At 61.3% G+C, this 20238-nt stretch carries 14 protein-coding genes; 9 read left to right on the top strand and 5 right to left on the bottom strand.

Going from position 1 to position 20238, the window contains the following annotated elements:
• The first annotated feature begins 119 nt into the window (after window positions 1-119).
• The 7 genes from tpx (at window position 120) to AB4P94_RS23470 (ending at window position 13162) form a co-directional block, all read left to right on the top strand.
• A complete protein-coding gene (tpx, locus tag AB4P94_RS23500; RefSeq protein WP_395607703.1) occupies window positions 120-620 on the top strand; it encodes a thiol peroxidase in 501 nt (166 codons plus the stop codon).
• 231 nt (window positions 621-851) lie between these two features.
• Window positions 852-2156, top strand: a complete 1305-nt coding sequence (locus AB4P94_RS23495; RefSeq protein WP_395607702.1) for an MdtA/MuxA family multidrug efflux RND transporter periplasmic adaptor subunit — start codon at window positions 852-854, stop codon at window positions 2154-2156.
• On the top strand, window positions 2153-5254 hold the full coding sequence (locus tag AB4P94_RS23490) for an MdtB/MuxB family multidrug efflux RND transporter permease subunit (protein WP_395607701.1): 3102 nt from the start codon (window positions 2153-2155) through the stop codon (window positions 5252-5254). The genes AB4P94_RS23495 and AB4P94_RS23490 overlap by 4 nt, the downstream gene beginning before the upstream one ends.
• Complete coding sequence (locus tag AB4P94_RS23485) at window positions 5251-8358, top strand: efflux RND transporter permease subunit (protein WP_395607700.1); 3108 nt, start codon at window positions 5251-5253, stop codon at window positions 8356-8358. Before AB4P94_RS23490 ends, AB4P94_RS23485 begins: the two co-directional genes overlap by 4 nt.
• Window positions 8355-9902: an efflux transporter outer membrane subunit gene (locus AB4P94_RS23480; protein ID WP_395607699.1), complete on the top strand. Its 1548-nt coding sequence runs from the start codon at window positions 8355-8357 to the stop codon at window positions 9900-9902. The genes AB4P94_RS23485 and AB4P94_RS23480 overlap by 4 nt, the downstream gene beginning before the upstream one ends.
• A gap of 362 nt (window positions 9903-10264) precedes the next feature.
• On the top strand, window positions 10265-12361 hold the full coding sequence (locus AB4P94_RS23475) for a putative bifunctional diguanylate cyclase/phosphodiesterase (protein ID WP_395607698.1): 2097 nt from the start codon (window positions 10265-10267) through the stop codon (window positions 12359-12361).
• Window positions 12362-12415: 54 nt separating this feature from the next.
• On the top strand, window positions 12416-13162 hold the full coding sequence (locus AB4P94_RS23470) for an SDR family oxidoreductase (RefSeq protein WP_395607697.1): 747 nt from the start codon (window positions 12416-12418) through the stop codon (window positions 13160-13162).
• Window positions 13163-13174: 12 nt separating this feature from the next.
• Here the strand turns inward: AB4P94_RS23470 and AB4P94_RS23465 are convergent, their stop codons facing one another.
• From AB4P94_RS23465 to AB4P94_RS23450, 4 genes are all read right to left on the bottom strand, one after another.
• Window positions 13175-13480, bottom strand: coding sequence for a hypothetical protein (locus tag AB4P94_RS23465; protein ID WP_395607696.1), 306 nt, complete (start codon window positions 13478-13480; stop codon window positions 13175-13177).
• Between the two features lie 252 nt (window positions 13481-13732).
• Window positions 13733-15142: a GntR family transcriptional regulator MpaR gene (mapR, locus tag AB4P94_RS23460; RefSeq protein WP_395607695.1), complete on the bottom strand. Its 1410-nt coding sequence runs from the start codon at window positions 15140-15142 to the stop codon at window positions 13733-13735.
• Between the two features lie 156 nt (window positions 15143-15298).
• Window positions 15299-16708: a cytochrome c oxidase accessory protein CcoG gene (ccoG, locus tag AB4P94_RS23455; protein WP_395607694.1), complete on the bottom strand. Its 1410-nt coding sequence runs from the start codon at window positions 16706-16708 to the stop codon at window positions 15299-15301.
• A gap of 184 nt (window positions 16709-16892) precedes the next feature.
• Window positions 16893-17132, bottom strand: coding sequence for a DUF3203 family protein (locus AB4P94_RS23450; protein ID WP_395607693.1), 240 nt, complete (start codon window positions 17130-17132; stop codon window positions 16893-16895).
• Between the two features lie 119 nt (window positions 17133-17251).
• Between AB4P94_RS23450 and AB4P94_RS23445 the strand changes: the two genes are divergently transcribed.
• Window positions 17252-17743, top strand: coding sequence for an MgtC/SapB family protein (locus tag AB4P94_RS23445; RefSeq protein WP_395607692.1), 492 nt, complete (start codon window positions 17252-17254; stop codon window positions 17741-17743).
• Here the strand turns inward: AB4P94_RS23445 and AB4P94_RS23440 are convergent.
• Window positions 17721-17897: a hypothetical protein gene (locus AB4P94_RS23440; RefSeq protein ID WP_395607691.1), complete on the bottom strand. Its 177-nt coding sequence runs from the start codon at window positions 17895-17897 to the stop codon at window positions 17721-17723. The two genes, AB4P94_RS23445 and AB4P94_RS23440, sit on opposite strands and share 23 nt — an antisense overlap.
• A gap of 223 nt (window positions 17898-18120) precedes the next feature.
• Between AB4P94_RS23440 and AB4P94_RS23435 the strand changes: the two genes are divergently transcribed.
• On the top strand, window positions 18121-20109 hold the full coding sequence (locus AB4P94_RS23435) for an alpha-1,4-glucan--maltose-1-phosphate maltosyltransferase (RefSeq protein ID WP_395607690.1): 1989 nt from the start codon (window positions 18121-18123) through the stop codon (window positions 20107-20109).
• Window positions 20110-20238 lie beyond the last annotated feature (129 nt).

Genomic DNA, 20238 nt, shown 5'->3' with positions numbered 1-20238 from the left:
AATTAAACCACACCTGTGCGGCATGACAATTTGCGTGCGGTGGTAGGTAGTCACTGCACTTTGTGGTTAACTTCGGCCTCTCGAATTCGTTTCAATAAACCAGCATAAGGATTCCGTTCATGGCTCAAGTCACCCACCGTGGCAACCCAATCAAGGTTGAAGGCGAGCTGCCGCAAACCGGTACCCAGGCTCCAGACTTCATCTTGACCGCCGGCGATCTGTCGGACGCAACCCTGGCCACTTTCGCCGGCAAGCGCAAAGTGCTGAACATCTTCCCAAGCGTGGACACCCCAACCTGCGCCACCTCGGTTCGCAAGTTCAACGCTCAGGCCAATGACCTGAACAACGCCGTTGTGCTGTGCATCTCCAGCGACCTGCCGTTTGCTCAAGCACGCTTCTGCGGCGCTGAAGGCCTGGAAAATGTAAAAAACCTGTCGGACTTCCGCGACCCGGCTTTCGCCGTTGATTACGGTGTTTCGATTGCCGAAGGTGCACTGCGTGGCCTGACTGCCCGTGCCGTCGTGGTACTGGACGAGAACAACAACGTGCTGCACAGCGAGCTAGTTGCTGAAATCGGCCAAGAGCCGAACTACGAAGCAGCCCTGGCTGTTTTGAAGTAACTGTTTCGGCGCATTACTGTCGTGTGGCAGTAACACGCATGATGCATGCTTGCGGCCTGGCCTAGTCCAGGCCGTTTTTATTTAGGGCTCAAACGCTTAGCGAGATAGCCAACGGACTAAGCTCAGAAGTTAAAAGTTGTAAGTCCAAGGTAAATAGCCGGTAAAGGCGCTTTTCTTAATGCGCCCCAGTGCTTATCTTTCAGCCTCCCAAAGAAGAAGCTCTCGCGCCCAATGGTTGATCACTCCATGCAATCCTCCCCTCGTCATTCCCGCCGTTGGCTGTTCGGCCTGCTGGTACTGCTGGTTATCGCCGGCCTGTGCTGGAAATTCTGGCCCGGCAACCACAAGGATGCCGCCGAGAAGAAACCGGCCGGGCATGCCGGCAAGTCGGGGATGATGCGCCCGGGCTTCGGGGGTTCCACCGGCCCGATCCCGGTGCGCGTGGCGCCCACGGTGCTGGGCGAGTTTCCGGTTTATTACAAGGCGCTGGGTACGGTCACCGCGCTCAACACTATTAATGTGCGCAGCCGGGTAGGCGGCGAGCTGGTGAAGGTCGCCTTTGAAGAAGGGCAGATGGTCAAGGCCGGCGACTTGTTGGCCGAAATCGACCCGCGCAGCTATCAGAATGCCTTGCTGCAAGCCCAGGGCACGCTGCTGCAAAACCAGGCGCAGCTGAAAAACGCCCAGGTTGACGTGCAGCGCTATCGCGACCTGTACGCCCAGGACAGTATCGCCAAGCAGACACTGGACACCGCCGAAGCGCTGGTCATGCAGTATCAGGGCACGGTCAAGACCAACCAGGGCGCGGTGGATGACGCCAAACTCAACCTTGAATTCACCAAAATCCGCGCGCCGATCAGCGGCCGGGTCGGCTTGCGTCAAGTCGATGTGGGCAACCTGGTAGCGGCCAATGACACCACCTTTCTCGCGGTGATCACCCAGACCCAGCCGATCAGCGTGGTCTTTACATTGCCGGAAAACACCCTGGACACCGTGCTCACCCGTTACCACGCCGGCAACAAACTGCCCGTGGAAGCCTGGGACCGTGGCGACGTGAAAAAACAGGCGGTCGGCGTACTGCAAAGCCTGGACAACCAGATCGACGTGACCACCGGCACCCTGAAATTCAAGGGCCGCTTCGATAACAAGGATCAGGCGCTGTTCCCCAACCAGTTCGTCAATGTGCACCTGCTGGCCGACACCCTGCACAACGTGGTGCTGGCGCCGTCTGCCGCGATTCAGTTCGGCAACAACGGCACCTTTGTCTACAAGCTTGATGGCGACAAGAAGGTGAAAGTCCAGCCGTTGGTAGTCGGTGACACCGATGGCGACAACACCGTGATCAAGGAAGGCCTGGTGGCCGGCGACCGCGTGGTGCTGGAAGGCACCGACCGCCTGAAAGACGGCAGCGAAATTGAAGTGGTCAATGACAGCAGTGACGTGCCGACCACGCCGACCGAGCACCTGCAAGGCAAGCCTGCAGCGAAAGGGGAGACCGGCGCTGACGCCGGCAAGGCGCAAAAGGTCGGCGCATGAACCTGTCGCGGCTGTTTATCCTTCGCCCGGTTGCCACCACGCTGAGCATGCTGGCCATTGTGTTGGCCGGCATCATTTCGTATCGCCTGCTGCCGGTCTCGGCCTTGCCTCAAGTGGATTACCCGACCATCCGGGTGATGACCCTGTACCCCGGCGCCAGCCCGGATGTGATGACCAGTGCGGTCACGGCGCCGCTTGAGCGCCAGTTCGGGCAAATGCCGGGCCTCACGCAAATGGCCTCCACCAGTTCCGGCGGCGCGTCGGTGCTGACCCTGCGTTTCAACCTCGACATCAATATGGATGTCGCCGAGCAACAGGTGCAGGCCGCGATCAACGCCGCCACTAACCTGTTGCCCAAGGATTTGCCGGCGCCGCCGGTGTACAACAAGGTCAACCCGGCGGACACCCCGGTGCTGACCCTGGCAATCACCTCCAAGACCATGCTGTTGCCCAAGCTCAATGACTTAGTCGACACGCGCATGGCGCAAAAAATTGCGCAGATCAGCGGCGTCGGCATGGTCAGCATCGCCGGCGGCCAGCGCCAGGCCGTGCGCATCAAGGTCAACCCCGAGGCCCTGGCGGCCAATGGCTTGAACCTGTCGGACGTGCGCACCCTGATCGCCGCGTCCAACGTCAACCAGCCCAAGGGTAACTTTGACGGCCCGACCCGCGTGTCGATGCTCGACGCCAACGACCAACTGGTTTCGCCCCAGCAATACGCCGAGCTGATCCTGGCCTACAACAACGGTGCGCCGTTGCGCCTTAAAGATGTCGCGCAAATCGTCGATGGCGCCGAAAACGAACGCCTTGCCGCCTGGGCCAACGAAAACCAGGCCGTGCTGCTGAATATCCAGCGCCAGCCGGGTGCCAACGTGATTGAGGTGGTCGACCGTATCAAGGCCTTGCTGCCGAGCATCACCGACAACCTGCCGGCCGGCCTGGACGTGACGGTGCTCACCGACCGTACCCAGACCATCCGCGCCTCGGTTACCGATGTGCAACATGAATTGCTGATCGCCATTGCGCTGGTAGTGATGGTGACGTTCCTGTTCCTGCGGCGGGTCAGCGCCACGATCATTCCGTCCATTGCCGTACCGCTGTCGTTGATCGGCACCTTTGGCGTGATGTACCTGGCGGGCTTCTCCGTCAACAACCTCACGCTGATGGCCCTGACCATCGCCACCGGTTTTGTGGTCGACGATGCCATCGTGATGCTCGAGAACATCTCGCGTTACATTGAAGAGGGCGAGACCCCGCTCAATGCTGCGCTCAAGGGCGCCAAGCAGATCGGCTTCACCCTGATTTCCCTGACCCTGTCGCTGATCGCGGTGTTGATCCCGCTGTTGTTCATGGCTGACGTGGTGGGGCGGCTGTTCCGCGAGTTCGCCATCACCTTGGCTGTCGCCATCCTGATTTCCCTGGTGGTGTCCCTGACCCTGACGCCGATGATGTGCGCACGTTTGCTCAAGCGCGAACCCAAGGAAGAAGAGCAGGGCCGTTTCTACAAGGCCAGCGGGGCCTGGATCGACTGGCTGATCGAAGCCTACGGGCGCAAATTGCAGTGGGTGCTCAAGCACCAGCCGCTGACCTTGCTGGTGGCCATCGCCACGCTCGGGCTGACGGTGGTGCTGTACCTGGTGGTGCCCAAGGGCTTTTTCCCGGTGCAGGACACTGGGGTGATCCAGGGGATTTCCGAGGCGCCGCAGTCGATTTCCTTCGCGGCAATGAGCCAGCGCCAGCAGGAACTGGCCAAGGTGATTCTGGCCGACCCGTCGGTTGAAAGCCTGTCGTCCTATATCGGCGTGGACGGCGATAACGCCACCCTCAACAGTGGCCGCCTGCTGATCAACCTCAAGCCCCACGGCCAGCGCGACCTCAGCGCCGCGCAAATCATCACGCGCTTGCAACCGCAAATCGACAAGCTGGTGGGCATCCGCCTGTTTATGCAGCCGGTGCAGGACCTGACCATCGAAGACCGTGTCAGCCGCACCCAGTACCAGTTCAGCATGTCGTCGCCCGACGCCGAGCTGCTGGCGCTGTGGAGCGACAAGCTGGTGCACGCCCTCAGCCAGTTGCCGGAACTCACTGACGTCGCCAGCGACCTGCAGGACAAAGGCTTGCAGGTGTACCTGGTGATCGACCGCGACGCGGCCTCGCGCCTGGGCGTCAGTGTGTCGACCATCACCGATGCGCTGTACGACGCGTTTGGCCAGCGGCAGATTTCCACCATCTATACCCAGGCCAGCCAATACCGGGTGGTGCTGCAGGCTCAATCGGGTGAAACCCTCGGCCCGGCGGCGCTGAACCAGATCCACGTGAAAACCACTGACGGCGGCCAGGTGCGGCTGTCGAGCCTGGCCCATGTGGAGCAGCGCCAGGCGCAGCTGGCGATTGCCCACATCGGCCAGTTCCCGGCGGTGATGATGTCATTCAACCTGGCCCCCGGTGTGGCACTGGGCAAAGGCGTGGAGCTGATCAACCAGACCCAGAAAGACATCGGCATGCCGGTGGGCGTGCAGACTCAGTTCCAGGGCGCGGCGCAAGCGTTCGAGGCTTCGCTGTCGAGCACCTTGCTGCTGATACTGGCGGCGGTGGTGACCATGTACATCGTGCTGGGCGTGCTGTACGAGAGCTACATTCACCCGATCACCATTCTTTCGACCTTGCCGTCGGCGGCGGTGGGGGCCTTGCTCGCGTTACTGCTCAGTGGCAATGACTTGGGCATGATCGCGATCATCGGCATCATTTTGCTGATTGGCATCGTGAAAAAGAACGCGATCATGATGATCGACTTCGCCCTCGACGCCGAGCGCAACCAGGGGCTGGACCCGCAGACGGCGATTTATCAGGCGGCGCTGCTGCGCTTCCGGCCGATCCTGATGACCACCCTGGCCGCGCTGTTCGGTGCGGTGCCGCTGATGCTGGCCACCGGTTCGGGCGCGGAATTGCGTCAGCCATTGGGCCTGGTGATGGTCGGCGGCTTGCTGGTGAGCCAGGTACTGACCCTGTTCACCACGCCGGTGATCTACCTGTACTTCGACCGTCTTGGCCGTCGCTGGCGCAAAGAGCCGCAAAGCCTGGAGCCGGTTGAGTCATGAACCTGTCAGGGCCTTTTATTCGCCGGCCGGTCGCCACCATGCTGCTGAGCCTGGCGATCATGTTGCTGGGCGGCGTGAGCTTCAACCTGTTGCCGGTCTCGCCGTTGCCGCAGATCGACTTTCCGGTGATCGTGGTGTCGGCCAGCTTGCCCGGCGCGAGCCCCGAGGTGATGGCGTCTACCGTGGCCACACCGCTGGAACGCTCGTTCGGTGCGATTGCCGGCATCACCACCATGAGCAGTTCGTCGAGCCAGGGCTCCACGCGGGTGATCCTGGCGTTTGATTCCGACCGCGACATCAACGGCGCGGCGCGGGAAGTGCAGGCGGCCATCAACGCCTCGCGCAACCTGTTGCCCAGCGGTATGCGCAGCATGCCGACCTACAAGAAGATCAACCCGTCCCAGGCGCCGATCATGGTGCTGTCGCTGACCTCGGACGTGTTGCAAAAGGGCCAGCTCTACGACCTGGCGTCCACCATCCTCTCGCAAAGCCTGTCCCAGGTGCCGGGGGTGGGTGAAGTGCAGATCGGCGGCAGTTCGTTGCCGGCCGTGCGTATCGAGCTGGAACCCAAGGCGCTGGACCAGTACGGCGTGGCCCTGGATGATGTGCGCAACACCATCGCCAACGCCAACCAGCGCCGGCCCAAGGGCTCGCTGGAAGACAGCGAGCGCAACTGGCAGATCCAGGCCAATGACCAGCTGGAAAAGGCCAAGGACTACGAGCCGTTGCTGATTCGCTACCAGAATGGCGCGGCTCTGCGCCTGGGCGATGTGGCGAAGATCAGCGACGGCGTGGAGGACCGCTACAACAGTGGTTTCTTCAACAATGATTCGGCCGTATTGCTGGTGATCAACCGCCAGTCCGGCGCCAACATCATCGAGACGGTGCGGCAGATCAAGGCGCAGTTGCCGGCCTTGCAGGCGGTGTTGCCGTCCAGCGTCAAGCTCAACCTGGCCATGGACCGCTCGCCGGTGATCACCGCGACCTTGCACGAAGCCGAGATGACCTTGCTGATCGCCGTGGCCCTGGTGATTCTGGTGGTGTACCTGTTCCTCGGTAACTTCCGCGCGTCGCTGATCCCGACGCTGGCGGTGCCGGTGTCGCTGGTGGGCACCTTTGCGGTGATGTACCTGTGGGGCTTCTCGCTGAACAACTTCTCGCTGATGGCGCTGATCCTCGCCACTGGCCTGGTGGTGGACGATGCCATTGTGGTGCTGGAGAACATTTCCCGGCACATCGACGAAGGCGTGCCGCCGATGAAGGCGGCGTACCTGGGCGCTCAGGAAGTCGGCTTTACCTTGCTGTCGATGAACGTGTCGCTGGTCGCGGTGTTCCTGTCGATCCTGTTTATGGGCGGCATCGTGACCAGCCTGTTCCGCGAGTTTTCCATCACCTTGTCGGCGGCGATCATCGTGTCGCTGATCGTCTCGCTGACCTTGACCCCGATGCTCTGCGCGCGCTGGCTCAAGCCGCATATCAAGGGGCAGATGACCGGCTTGCAGCGCTGGAGCCAGCGGGTCAATGACCGCATGGTGGCCGTTTACGCCACCAGCCTGGACTGGGTGCTGCGCCACCGGCGCCTGACCCTGCTCAGCCTGTTTCTGACCATCGGTGTGAACGTTGCGCTGTATGTGGTGGTGCCGAAAACCTTCATGCCCCAGCAGGACACCGGCCAGTTGATCGGCTTTGTGCGCGGCGATGACGGGCTGTCGTTCAGCGTGATGCAGCCGAAGATGGAGACATTCCGCAAGGCCGTGCTCAAGGACCCGGCGGTGCTCAGCGTGGCCGGGTTTATCGGCGGCAACAGCGGCACCAACAACGCGGTGATGCTGGTGCGGCTCAAGCCCATCGCCGAGCGCAAAATCTCGGCCCAGGCCGTGATCGAACGTATTCGCAAGGAAATGCCGCTGGTGCCGGGCGGGCGCCTGTTCCTGATGGCCGACCAGGACCTGCAATTCGGCGGCAGCCGCGACCAGACCAGCGCGCAGTATTCCTACATCCTGCAAAGCGGCGATTTGGCCGCATTGCGCCTGTGGTACCCGAAAGTGGTCGCCGCCTTGCGCGAGCTGCCGGAGCTGACCGCCATCGACGCCCGCGAAGGGCGCGGTGCGGCCCAGGTCACGCTGGTGGTGGACCGCGACCAGGCCAAGCGCCTGGGCATCGACATGAGCATGGTCACGGCGGTGTTGAACAACGCCTACAGCCAGCGGCAGATTTCGACCATCTACGACAGCCTCAATCAGTATCAGGTGGTGATGGAGGTCAACCCGAAATATGCCCAGGACCCGATCACCCTGAACCAGATGCAGGTGATCACCTCCACGGGCGCGCGGGTGCCGCTGTCGACCATTGCCCATTACGAAAACAGCCTGGCCGACGACCGCGTCAGCCATGAAGGCCAGTTCGCTTCGGAGAACATCGCTTTCGACATGTCGCCCGGGGTGACGGTGGAGCAGGGCACAGCCGCCATCGAGCGGGCGGTTGCCAAGGTCGGGTTGCCCGAAGACGTGATCGCCAAGATGGCCGGCACCGCCGATGCATTTGCGGCGACGCAGAAGGGCCAGCCGTTCATGATTCTCGGCGCGTTGGTCGCGGTGTATCTGGTGTTGGGCATTCTGTATGAAAGCTACATTCACCCACTCACGATTCTTTCGACCCTACCCTCGGCCGGGGTTGGCGCCATGCTCGCCATCTACCTCACGGGGGGCGAGTTCAGCCTGATTTCCCTGTTGGGCCTGTTTCTGCTGATCGGCGTGGTCAAGAAAAACGCCATCTTGATGATCGACCTGGCCTTGCAACTGGAGCGTCACGACGGCATGGGGCCGCTGGAATCGATTCGCAGTGCCTGCCTGCTGCGTTTGCGGCCGATCCTGATGACCACGCTGGCGGCGATTCTGGGTGCCTTGCCCTTGCTGCTTGGCGCGGGTGACGGTGCAGAGATGCGCCACCCGCTGGGCCTGACCATCATTGGCGGCCTGGTCTTCAGCCAGGTCCTGACCCTTTACACCACCCCGGTGGTTTACCTCTACCTCGACCGCGCGCGCCACCGCTTCAACGCCTGGCGCGGCGTGCGTACCGATGCTGCCCTGGACACTGCGCTATGACCGACTCAACACCCGACCTGTGGCGAGGGAGCTTGCTCCCGCTGGAGGGCGAAGCACTCCCTGGCTTTTGCGGGGCCGCTGCGCAGCCCAACGGGAGCAAGCTCCCTCGCCACGGTATTAAGTTATTTTCGGTAGTGCTGTGCGGTGCCTTGCTCAGCGCCTGCGCCATCGGCCCGGACTATAAACGCCCGGAAGTCGTCGAGCCTGTACAGTTCAAGCAAGCCCAGGGCTGGAGCCAGGCCAAACCGAGCGACTCCCTGGCCCGTGGTGCCTGGTGGGAATTGTATGGCGACCGCCAACTCAATGAGCTGGTCACACGCCTCAACAATTCCAACCAGACCGTGGCCCAGGCCGAGGCGCGCTTTCGCCAGGCCCAGGCCCAGGTGCGCAGCGCGCGGGGCGCGTTTTTCCCCACGGTTGACCTGAGCGCCGGGAAAACCCGCGCCAGCCAGGGCACCGGCAGCAGCAATGCCAGCCTCAGCAGCTCCAGCAGCGGTATCCGTGACACCCTCAATACGCAGTTGGGCGTGAGTTGGGAGGCAGACGTGTGGGGCAAGTTGCGCCGTGGCCTGGAGGCCAATGAAGCCACCGCCGAAGCCAGCTCTGCGGACCTGGCAGCGATGCGCTTGAGCCAGCAGTCGGAACTGGTGCAGGACTATCTGCAACTGCGTGTGATGGATCAACAGACCCGTTTGCTGCAAGCCACGCTGGATACCTACCAGCGCTCGCTGAAAATGACCGAAAACCAGTACCGCGCAGGCGTGTCCGGCAAGGATGCGATTGCCCAGGCGCAGACCCAGCTCAAGACCACCCAGGCCAGCCTGATCGATTTGATCTGGCAGCGCGCCCAGCTGGAAAATGCCATCGCCGTGCTGATCGGTGAGGCGCCGGCCAATTTCAACCTGGCGGTGAGCCAGGACATTCCGGCGCTGCCGCAGATTCCGGTGAGCCTGCCCTCGCAGTTGCTGGAGCGCCGCCCGGATATTGCCTCGGCTGAGCGCTCGGTGATTGCCGCCAACGCCAACATCGGTGTGGCCAAGGCGGCCTATTATCCGGACTTGACCCTGAGCCTGGCGGGCGGTTACTCCAGCAGCACCTACGCCGACTGGATCAGCTTGCCGAACCGCTTCTGGTCGGTGGGGCCGAAACTGGCGATGACGCTGTTCGACGGCGGGCAGCGTTCGGCGGAGGTTGACCGGACTGTCGCAACCTATGACGAAACGGTGGCCAAGTACCGGCAGACGGTACTGGATGGTTTTCGCGAAGTGGAAAACTACATGGTCCAGTTGAAGGTATTGGAAGACGAGGCGGTGGTGAGCAATGAAGCGCTGGACGCGGCGCGCGAATCGCTGCGGTTGACCGAGAACCAGTATAAAGCCGGGTTGATTGCTTACCTGGATGTGGTGACGGTGCAGGCGACGGCCTTGAGCAACGAGCGCACGGTGCTGACGCTGTTGCAAAACCGGTTGGTAGCCAGTGTGCAACTGATTGCAGCATTGGGCGGTGGTTGGGACGGCCAGACAGCTCTGACGCAGAAGAAATGACCGAGTGCATATCGACCTGAGTGGTTGAAGCAAAAGCAGGGCAACAGTACGCCTACCTGATGTACTGAGATCCAAATGTGGGAGCGGGCGTGCTCGCGAATACGGCGGGTCAGTTGAACATGAGCTGGCTGACCCACCGCTTTCGCGAGCAAGCCCGCTCCCACAGTTTTACCTGTTTCAGCCGCCAGACCGCTGTGCTCTGTTTTTCTGCGGGAGTGCAGCCTCAAGTCAGCAAATTGGCGTCAAAACGCCACTAATGGCCCCGTGATAATTAATCAACGCGTCAAGAATTAATCTCGCTACAATCGCCCGCTTTGCCACCTGGCACGGGCGTCTCACGCCCGTCAGTTTCGAGAAAGCCCATGCTGATCGGTAGCTACTCCCCCTCTCTGGTCGTGATCTCCCTGTTCGTCGCGATACTGGCGTCCTATACCGCGCTGGACCTGGCTGGCCGCATCGCGACCGCCAAAGGCCGCGCAGTGTATGTGTGGATGGCCGGCGGTGCGTTGGCCATGGGCGTGGGGGTCTGGTCCATGCACTTTATCGGCATGCTCGCCTTGCGCCTGCCGTTTGCCCTGGGGTTTGACTTGGGCATCACGGCGCTGTCGCTGTTGATCGCGGTGTTGTCCTGCGGCTTTGCATTGTGGCTGGTCAGCCAGCCACGCTTGCCGGCGTGGCAATTGGCATTCGGTGCGCTGATCATGGGGGCGGGTATCAGCAGCATGCACTACACCGGCATGGCCGCGATGCAGATGACGCCGGGTATCGACTACGATCCGACGCTGTTCGGCGCCTCATTGCTGATCGCCGTGGGGGCCTCCGGCGCCGCGCTGTGGATCGCCTTCAACCTGCGCCGCAACACGCCTTATGTGCGCCTGGCCCGTGGCGGGGCAGCCGTGGTGATGGGCATTGCCATCGTCGGCATGCACTACACCGGGATGGCGGCGGCGCAGTTTGCCGATGACAGTTTTTGTGGCGCGGCACTGACCGGCCTGAGCGGCAAAGGCCTGGATAACCTGGTGTTGGTGACGTCGTTGGCGGTGTTGCTGATCGCCTTGGTGACCTCGTTGCTCGACGCCCGGCTTGAAGCGCGCACGGCGGTCCTCGCCGATTCGCTGACCCTGGCCAACCAGGAGCTGACCCACCTGGCCCTGCACGACATGCTGACCGGCCTGCCCAATCGCACCCTGCTGGCCGACCGCATTCAGCAAGCCATTGAGGTGGTGAAAGAGCAGGGCGGCTGCTTTGCGCTGATGTTTATCGACCTGGACGGCTTCAAGCCGGTCAACGATGCTTTTGGCCACCATATGGGCGACCAATTGCTGCGCGAGGTTGGCCTGCGTCTGCGCGAGGATTTGCGCAGCCAGGACACACTGGCGCGTATTGGCGGCGACGAGTTTGTGTTGCTGGTGCAATTGACCCAGCCGGACGATGCGATGGGCCTGGCCGATCGCCAGGTGGGCCTGATCAATCGTGCGTTCAAGGTGGCCGAGCATGAGCTGAAAATCTCCGCCAGCATCGGCATCGCTTTGTTCCCGGGTAACGGCAATAACCCCCAGGACCTGTTGATGAACGCCGACGCCGCGATGTACCACGCCAAGGGGATGGGCAAGAACGGTTACAGCTTTTTCGATGTGTCGATGAACACCAATGCGCGCAAACAACTGCAACTGCTGCAGGATCTGCGCAACGCTGTGGAACAAGGGCAGTTGCGTCTGTACTACCAACCCAAGTTCGATGCCGCCAGTGGCATTGCAGTTGGTGCTGAAGCCTTGCTGCGTTGGGAGCATCCGCAGCAGGGCTTGTTGCTGCCGGCGACCTTTATCGAGCTGGCGGAAAAGACCGGGCTGATTATTCCCATTGGCGAGTGGGTGCTCAATGAAGCCTGCCGCCAGATGGCCCTCTGGTACGCCCAGGGCTACGAAGACTGGCGCATTGCGGTGAATTTGTCGGCGTTGCAGTTCTGCCATGCCGGGTTGGTCAACAGTGTCGCGGCGGCGCTGGAGCGCCATCAGTTACCCGCCAACAGCCTGACCCTGGAAATCACCGAGACCACGGCCATGAGCGATGCCGATGCGAGCATGACGGTGTTGCAGCAGCTTTCGGACATGGGCGTCGACCTGTCCATCGATGATTTCGGCACCGGCTATTCCAGCCTGATGTACCTCAAGCGCCTGCCGGCCAACGAGCTGAAGATTGACCGTGGGTTTGTTCGCGACCTGGAGCACGACAGTGATGACGCTGCGATTGTTTCGGCCATCGTCGCCCTTGGCCAAGCCTTGGGTTTGCGGATTGTCGCCGAAGGCGTGGAGACGGATGTACAACAGAGTTTCCTGACGCGCCTGGGGTGCAATTCCCTGCAAGGTTATTTGCTGGGGCACCCTTTGCCGGCTGACGGGTTCATGGCCGACATCCAGCGTGCCGAAGTCGCGGCCACGACTGACAAAAGCCATATGTGACGGGTATTCTTGGATCCAACCCTAACCATCAGGTTGAATCAGGAGACCGCACGCATGGACAAAGTCGTCATCATCACCGGAGGCAGTCGCGGGATTGGCGCCGAGACGGCCTTGCTGGCTGCGCGCCAGGGCTATCGGATTTGCATCAATTACCAGTCCGACGAGGAGGCCGCCCACCGTGTGCTGGAGCAGGTTCGCGCGCTGGGTGCACAGGCCATTGCGGTGCGCGCCGATGTCAGCATCGAAGATGAAGTCATCGCGCTGTTCAGCCGCGTGGATGCCGAGTTGGGGCGTGTGACCGCACTGGTCAATAACGCCGGCACGGTGGGGCACAAGTCGCGGGTGGACGAGATGTCCGAATTTCGCATTTTGAAAATCATCAAGACCAACGTGCTGGGCCCAATCCTGTGCGCCAAGCACGCGGTGTTGCGCATGTCCCCAAGGCATGGCGGGCAGGGTGGCAGTATCGTCAACGTGTCGTCGGTAGCGGCGCGGCTGGGGTCGCCGGGTGAATATGTCGATTACGCGGCGTCCAAGGGCGCGTTGGATACCTTCACCATTGGTCTGTCCAAAGAAGTGGCGGGTGAAGGGATTCGTGTCAACGCGGTGCGTCCGGGTTACATCTTTACCGATTTTCACGCCCTGAGCGGCGACCCGGACCGGGTCAGTAAGCTGGAGTCGGGGATCCCCATGGCACGTGGCGGGCGCCCGGATGAAGTGGCGGAAGCGATTATCTGGCTGCTGTCGGACAAGGCTTCCTACACCACCGGCACGTTCCTGGATTTGGGCGGTGGCCGTTAAAGCGTCTGCTGATCAGGTCGGCAGATAACGCAAGACTTCGTAGCCCTTGCGGGAAAATGCCTTCAACAAGCTGGCTTCCGACTCGTCCGCACTGCCATAGCCGTCGCTGTAAAAGCCGTCGATAAAGCCGTTGCGGCTATGGCTCTGTTTGAGCGTGCGATCGTCCACGTTGTCGATAAACCGCAGCACCTGGTCCAGGTAATAGGCTGCATCGGCCCTGGCCTTTGGATCCGGGTTGGCGTGCGTCCAGTCACCGACCTGCAGCATGAGTTCATCACCCACTTCGTAGTGATCGCGGCCTTCCAGAAAACGCCTCATCACAGGGCTCTGCTCAATGATTCGTTCGGCACTGCGGTGATCAATGGCTGAACGGCCTGTGGGCCCAGCCATCTCTCGAACGTGCCGCTGTTCGGCTGCACGCATGTAGTGAGGAGGAATGGGCAGCCTCAAGGGGCTGGAGGTGACAGACAGGCACATGGGAGAAAGCCTCCGGGTCAGACCAAGGGAAGCGCACTCGCCCCGGGGAAAGTGCGCCTCACTGCGTGGTCTTTTCTGCGATTCGGTTCCCGCTTAGAACGAGCGGACTATCCGGCCCAGGGTTTCCATCGCTTTTTCAGACACGTCGGACCACGGGCTTCCATAATTCAGGCGAATGCAATTCCTGAAACGCCGGGTCGCCGAGAAAATCGGCCCCGGTGCGATGCTGATGCCCTGGGCCAGCGCCATTTGAAACAACTTCAACGAATCCGTTTGCTCCGGTAGCTCCAGCCACAGGAAATACCCGCCGGCTGGCTGGCTGACCCGCGTCTGTGGCGGGAAGTAGCGGGCGATGGCGGCCAGCATCGCGCTTTGTTGCTCTTCCAGGGCATAACGCAATTTGCGCAAGTGCCGGTCGTAGCCGCCGTGTTGCAGGTAATCGGCAATCGCGGCCTGGGCCGGCATCGATGGGCACAGCGAGGTCATCAGCTTCAAGCGCTCGACCTTCTGTGCAAACCGCCCGGCGGCCACCCAGCCGACGCGGTAACCCGGCGCCAGGCTCTTGGCAAAAGACCCGCAGTGCATGACCAGCCCCTCGGTGTCGAAGGCTTTGGCCGGTTTGGGTGCCTGTTGCCCGTAATACAACTCGGCGTAAACGTCGTCTTCGATCAGCGGCACCTGATGGCTGCGCAACAGTTCTACCAGTGCCTGTTTTTTTGCCTCGGGCAACGTGGCCCCCATCGGGTTCTGAAAACTGGTCATGGTCCAGCAGGCTTTGATCGGGTAGCGCTCAAGGCTTTGCGCCAAGGCGTTGAGGTCGATGCCGTCGCGCGGGTGCACGGGGATTTCCACCGCCTTGAGCTTCAGGCGCTCCAGCACTTGCAGGCAGGCATAAAACGCCGGTGCTTCGATGGCCACCAAGTCGCCCGGTTCGGTCACGGCTTGCAGGCACAGGTTCAATGCTTCCAGGGCGCCGTTGGTGATCAGCAGTTCTTCCATGGGCAGCATCAGCCCGCCCACCATATAACGCAGGGCGATTTGCCGGCGCAGGTGCGGGTTGCCCGGCGACATGTCGGTGACCACCAGGCGCGGGTCCATCTCGCGGCTGGCGCTGGCCAGGGAGCGCGCCAGCCTGGGCAACGGAAACAGCATGGGGCTGGGGAACGCCGAGCCGAAAGGCACGGTATTGGGGTCCTTGATGGAGTCGAGCACCGAAAACACCAGTTCGCTCACATCGACTTCGGTGGATTCATGCGCGTGCTCACTCACCACGGGCTCGGAAAACGGGCTGGGTGCATGGGTGTTGACGAAGTAGCCGGAACGCGGGCGTGCGCGGATCAGGCCACGGCGCTCCAGCAGGTAATAGGCCTGGAATACGGTGGACGGGCTGACGCCGTAGGTCTGGCTGGCATAGCGCACCGAAGGCACGCGCTGCCCGGGCCCGAGGACGCCGGAGCGGATCAGTTCTGCGATGTCGTCGGCGAATTTTTCGTAGCGTTTCATAGGGGCCTGATTAGCGTTCTTGACCTGTGCGCAGGACAAAATGTGGGAGCTGGCTTGCCTGCGATGGCGGTGTGTCAGTGTTCATATTTAGCAGCTGGCCCACCGCCATCGCAGGCAAGCCAGCTCCCACAGTTAATCTCTGTAGTCAGTTAGACCTCAGCGGTTCAAGGGCGCGACGAAGCGGCTGTCGGCAGCACTGAAGATCCACGGTTCATCCACATCCGTCACCTTGAAGCGAATGGTCTGCGAACTGCTCGCCGGCTTGTCCGCCAGCAGCGCCACCGACACCGGCACGTCGCTGATTTCCCCCGGCGCCAGGCTTAGCTGCGTCCTGCCTTGCAGCTGGAAGCCCTGCGCGTCAACCAGCTCCAGCCAATAGTCCTGGCGCTGCTGGGTTTTATTGATGACTTTCAGGCTGTAAATGTTTTCGATCTGCCCCCGGCTGTTTTCACGGAACAGGCCACGGTCTTTGGTCACGTCCAGTGAAACCATCGGCCGCTCCACCAGGGCGACTATCAGCGCGGCAATCATCACCAGCAGCACGGCACTGTAGCCGATCAGGCGCGGCCTGAGCAGGTGGGTCTTGCCGCCTTGCAGTTGATGCTCGGAGGTATAGCTGACCAGCCCGCGAGCGTAACCCATCTTGTCCATGATCGAGTCGCAAGCATCGATGCAGGCCGCGCAACCGATGCATTCCATTTGCAAGCCGTCACGGATGTCGATGCCGGTGGGGCACACCTGCACGCACAGTTGGCAGTCAATGCAATCACCCAAGCCGGCCTGAGCAGGATTGACCTCACGTTTACGCGGGCCACGGCGCTCGCCACGCGCGGCGTCGTAGGAAATGGTCAGGGTGTCCTTGTCGAACATCACACTCTGGAACCGTGCATACGGGCACATGTGCATGCACACGGCTTCACGCAACCAACCGGCATTGAGGTAGGTGGCCGCGGTGAAAAACAGCACCCAGAACAGGCTCACGCCGCCTATTTGCAAGGTCAGCAGTTCGGCGGCGAGCGGGCGGATGGGCGTGAAGTAGCCGACAAAGGTCAGCCCGGTCATGACGCTGATGCCCAACCACAACGTGTGCTTGGCCGAGCGCCGCGCCAGTTTGTTCAGGTTCCACGGCGCTGCCTGCAGTTTGATGCGACTGTTGCGCTCCCCCTCGGTGACTTTTTCGCACCACATGAACAGCCAGGTAAATGAGCTTTGCGGGCAGGTGTAGCCACACCACACACGCCCTGCAAACACGGTCATCGCAAACAGGCCGAAGGCGCAGATGATCAGCAACGCCGACAGCAGGATGAAATCCTGGGGCCAAAACGTCGCGCCAAATACGTGAAACTTGCTTTCGGCCAAGTCCCACAGCACCGCTTGGCGCCCACCCCAGTTCAGCCACACGGTGCCGAAAAAGGCCAGGAACAGCAACGCCGCGCCGCTCACCCGCAAGGTGCGGTACAGGCCAGTGAAGCTGCGGGTATGGATCAGGGTGTCACTGGCTTTGGCCTTCACCTTCTTTGGGTGTATGGGCTCAAAGGTTTCCACGGTCGGGATTCTTTCGCTCATGGTCGTTCGCTCATCAGCCTCCATCAGGCCGTCAAACTATGAGCGTCGCGCTGATTTCATAACAGACTCAGCTAGAGCGATAAAAACCGTATCAGAGGGTACTTCGAAGGTTGCCTGCGACATTGTGCTGCACCCCATGGCATATGGGGCGCAGCGTTTTTATGCGTGGCCTGATACAGATCAGTCAAATCAGCGAACCAGGCTCCTCGGCCTTTACATGCTGGCGACCATCGTGGGCCCCCGCGACGGTCAGCGCGTCAGCCTCGGCTTCGGTGATGTAGATGCGCTCTGCCGCCAATTCGACGTAGGACATGGCTTTGTCGGTGTCGGTCACGATAGTGACCCGAGTCGCTGGCACGCTTTGTTCCTGGCCGTTGTCATCGAGCGTGAAGTAGCACAGCTGGTTTTCGATACGCAGTGGCATGCCGTTCTCCTTATTTGTGGGCTATTCAGGTTAGGGACCCGTCATGCGCAGGGGTTCAAGGCAACTGACTGGCGGTCGCCGGTGTCAACCCTGTATCAACCCGACAAAGGAAGGTATTCATGGACGCCTGGTGGCATGAAGTGTGGCAAACCCTGCAGGCCGAATTTGCCGACATCGGCGATGCCAGGCAACTCACTCAGATTACTGCGCGCCTGCTGATCGCAGCCGTGCTGGGCGGCATCCTCGGTTTCGAGCGAGAGAGCAAGGGCAAGGCCGCCGGGGTGCGCACCCACATGCTGGTGGCCTTGGGCGCTGCGTTGTTTGTGATGGTGCCGCAGATGTCCGGTAATCAGGCGGATGCGATGAGCCGGGTGGTGCAGGGCGTGATCGCGGGCATCGGCTTCCTGGGGGCAGGCACCATCATCAAGGGCAAGGATGATGAAGAAGGCCATGTCAAAGGCCTGACCACGGCGGCCGGCCTGTGGATGACCGCTGCGATTGGGGTCTCGGCCGGGTTGGGCCGGGAATCGACAGCGGTGCTGAGTACGTTGCTGGCCTTGGCGGTGTTCAGCGTGATGCCAAAGATCGTCAAGCGGTTTGAGAAGGACTGACAATCACCGGCGGCATGGTCGTCGGCGGCTCCTCCACGGGTGGCGGCGGGTCTTCAGGTGGTTCTTTCTCGGGAATCGGTTCCGGTTCGGTGGGCGGCAGGGTTGGATTATCGATATTGGGATCAGGGGTTTCAGCCGGGATCGGGATATTCATCGGTGTGGCCTCCTTTGTGCTTTGTTCTATCGAGTGTGCTTTGCTCTAGCGGTGGACACCCGCACGGGTGAATTGATTCCCCGCCGGATGGCGGCACATCCACCTGAACTTTTGGCGCGCCCCCGGGCTCGGACCTATTACGGCCCTGCTCAGGGAGAGCGCTGCCGTCTCAGAATTCGGATCAAGCAAAGAGCGTCCACAGGGCGTAAGGGGAAGATGCTCGATGACTGCTGAAACACTGACTCCAGAAGACTCCAGATTGCCGCTGTCCCAGGCATTGCTGCTGCCCAGGATCGCGATTGAAAGCACCACGCCAGTGATCGACGGCGGCGAATTTGCGGTCAAGGCCGTGGTAGGCCAGCAGGTTGATGTCACCAGCAAAGTGTTTGCCGACGGCCACGACAAGCTGGCTGTGCTGATTCGCTGGCGCCCGCTGCAGGATGAAAGCTGGCACAGCGTGGTCATGGCCGACGCGGGCAACAATGGCTGGGAAGGCGCGTTCACGGTCACCACCCAAGGCCCGCACGAATTCTGCATTGAAGCCTGGATCGATACCTTCGCCAGCTTCTGCTACGAACTGCGCAAGAAACATGAGGCCGGGGTGCCGGTCAGCCTGGAATTGCAGGAGGGTCGCAGCCTGGTGTTGCAGGCCGCCGAGCGCAGTGACAACGAATTGCGCGACCGCCTGATGCTGCTGCACCACGAGCTTTCCGGGCTGCTGGAAACCGAGCAGGTCGCGTTGTTTCTGCACGATGACAGTGCACACCTGATGACTCAGGCCGATCACCGCGCGTATTTGAGCATCAGCACCGTCTACCCCATCGACGTGGAGCGCACAGCGGCGCAGTTTGCCAGCTGGTACGAGTTGTTTCCCCGCTCGATCACCGATGATCCCGCGCGTCACGGCACGTTCAATGATGTGCACTCGCGCCTGTCGATGATTCACGACATGGGCTTTGACGTGCTGTATTTCCCGCCGATCCACCCCATCGGGCGCAGCCATCGCAAAGGCCCGAACAATTCCCTGACCGCAGGCCCGGATGATCCCGGCAGCCCCTACGCGATTGGCAGTGAAGACGGCGGCCACGAAGCCATCCACCCGCAATTGGGCAGCCGCGACGACTTCCGTCGGCTGGTCCAGGCCGCTGCCGACCACGGCCTGGAAATCGCCCTGGATTTTGCCATCCAGTGTTCCCAGGACCACCCGTGGCTCAAGAGGCATCCGGGCTGGTTCAATTGGCGCCCGGACGGCACGATCAAATACGCGGAAAACCCGCCGAAGAAATACCAGGACATCGTCAACGTCGATTTTTACGCCGCCGATGCGATCCCCAGCCTGTGGACCGAATTGCGCGACATCGTAGTCGGCTGGGTGGAGGAGGGTGTTAAGACCTTTCGCGTGGACAACCCCCACACCAAGCCGCTGCCATTTTGGCAATGGCTGATCAGTGACGTCCGTTGCAAATACCCCGAGGTGATTTTCCTGGCCGAGGCCTTCACCACGCCGGCAATGATGGCGCGCCTTGGCAAGGTCGGTTATTCCCAGAGCTACACCTATTTCACCTGGCGCAACACCAAGGCTGAGCTTAGTGAATACCTCACGCAATTGAACCAGTCGCCGTGGCGCGAGTGTTACCGACCGAACTTCTTCGTCAACACTCCGGATATCAACCCGCCGTTCCTGCATGAATCCGGGCGGCCGGGCTTTTTGATCCGCTCGGCACTGGCCACGATGGGGTCGGGCTTGTGGGGCATGTATTCGGGCTTTGAGCTGTGTGAAGCCGCGCCCGTACCGGGCAAAGAGGAGTACCTGGATTCGGAGAAATACCAGATCCGCGTCCGAGACTTCACCGCGCCCGGCAACATCATTGCCGAAATCGCCCAACTCAACCGCATCCGCCGGCAGAACCCGGCGCTGCACACGCACCTGGGCCTGAAGCTCTATAACGCCTGGAACGACAACATCCTGTACTTCGGCAAGCGCAGCGCCGATGGCAGCAATTTCATTCTGGTCGCCGTCAACCTCGACCCGTTCAACGCTCAGGAAGCCAATTTCGAATTGCCATTATGGGAATTGGGCCTGCCCGACGATGCGCAAACCCAGGGCGAAGATTTGATGAATGGCCACCGCTGGACCTGGTACGGCAAAACCCAGTGGATGCGGCTGGAGCCCCATACCCCGTTCGGTATCTGGCGTATCAGTCTTTCTTGAGCCTGATTGAGGTCAAAAGGTGGGAGCGGGCTTGCTCGCGAAAGCGGTGGGCCAGTGAATGAATTCATCGCCTGACACACCGCTTTCGCGAGCAAGCCCGCTCCCACATTGGCCGCTTCCAGTCTGCAT

The sequence above is a fragment of the Pseudomonas sp. B22129 genome, from assembly GCF_044218875.1.
In the GTDB taxonomy this organism is placed as follows: domain Bacteria; phylum Pseudomonadota; class Gammaproteobacteria; order Pseudomonadales; family Pseudomonadaceae; genus Aquipseudomonas.
This window is presented reverse-complemented; position numbering and strand designations above follow the sequence as displayed.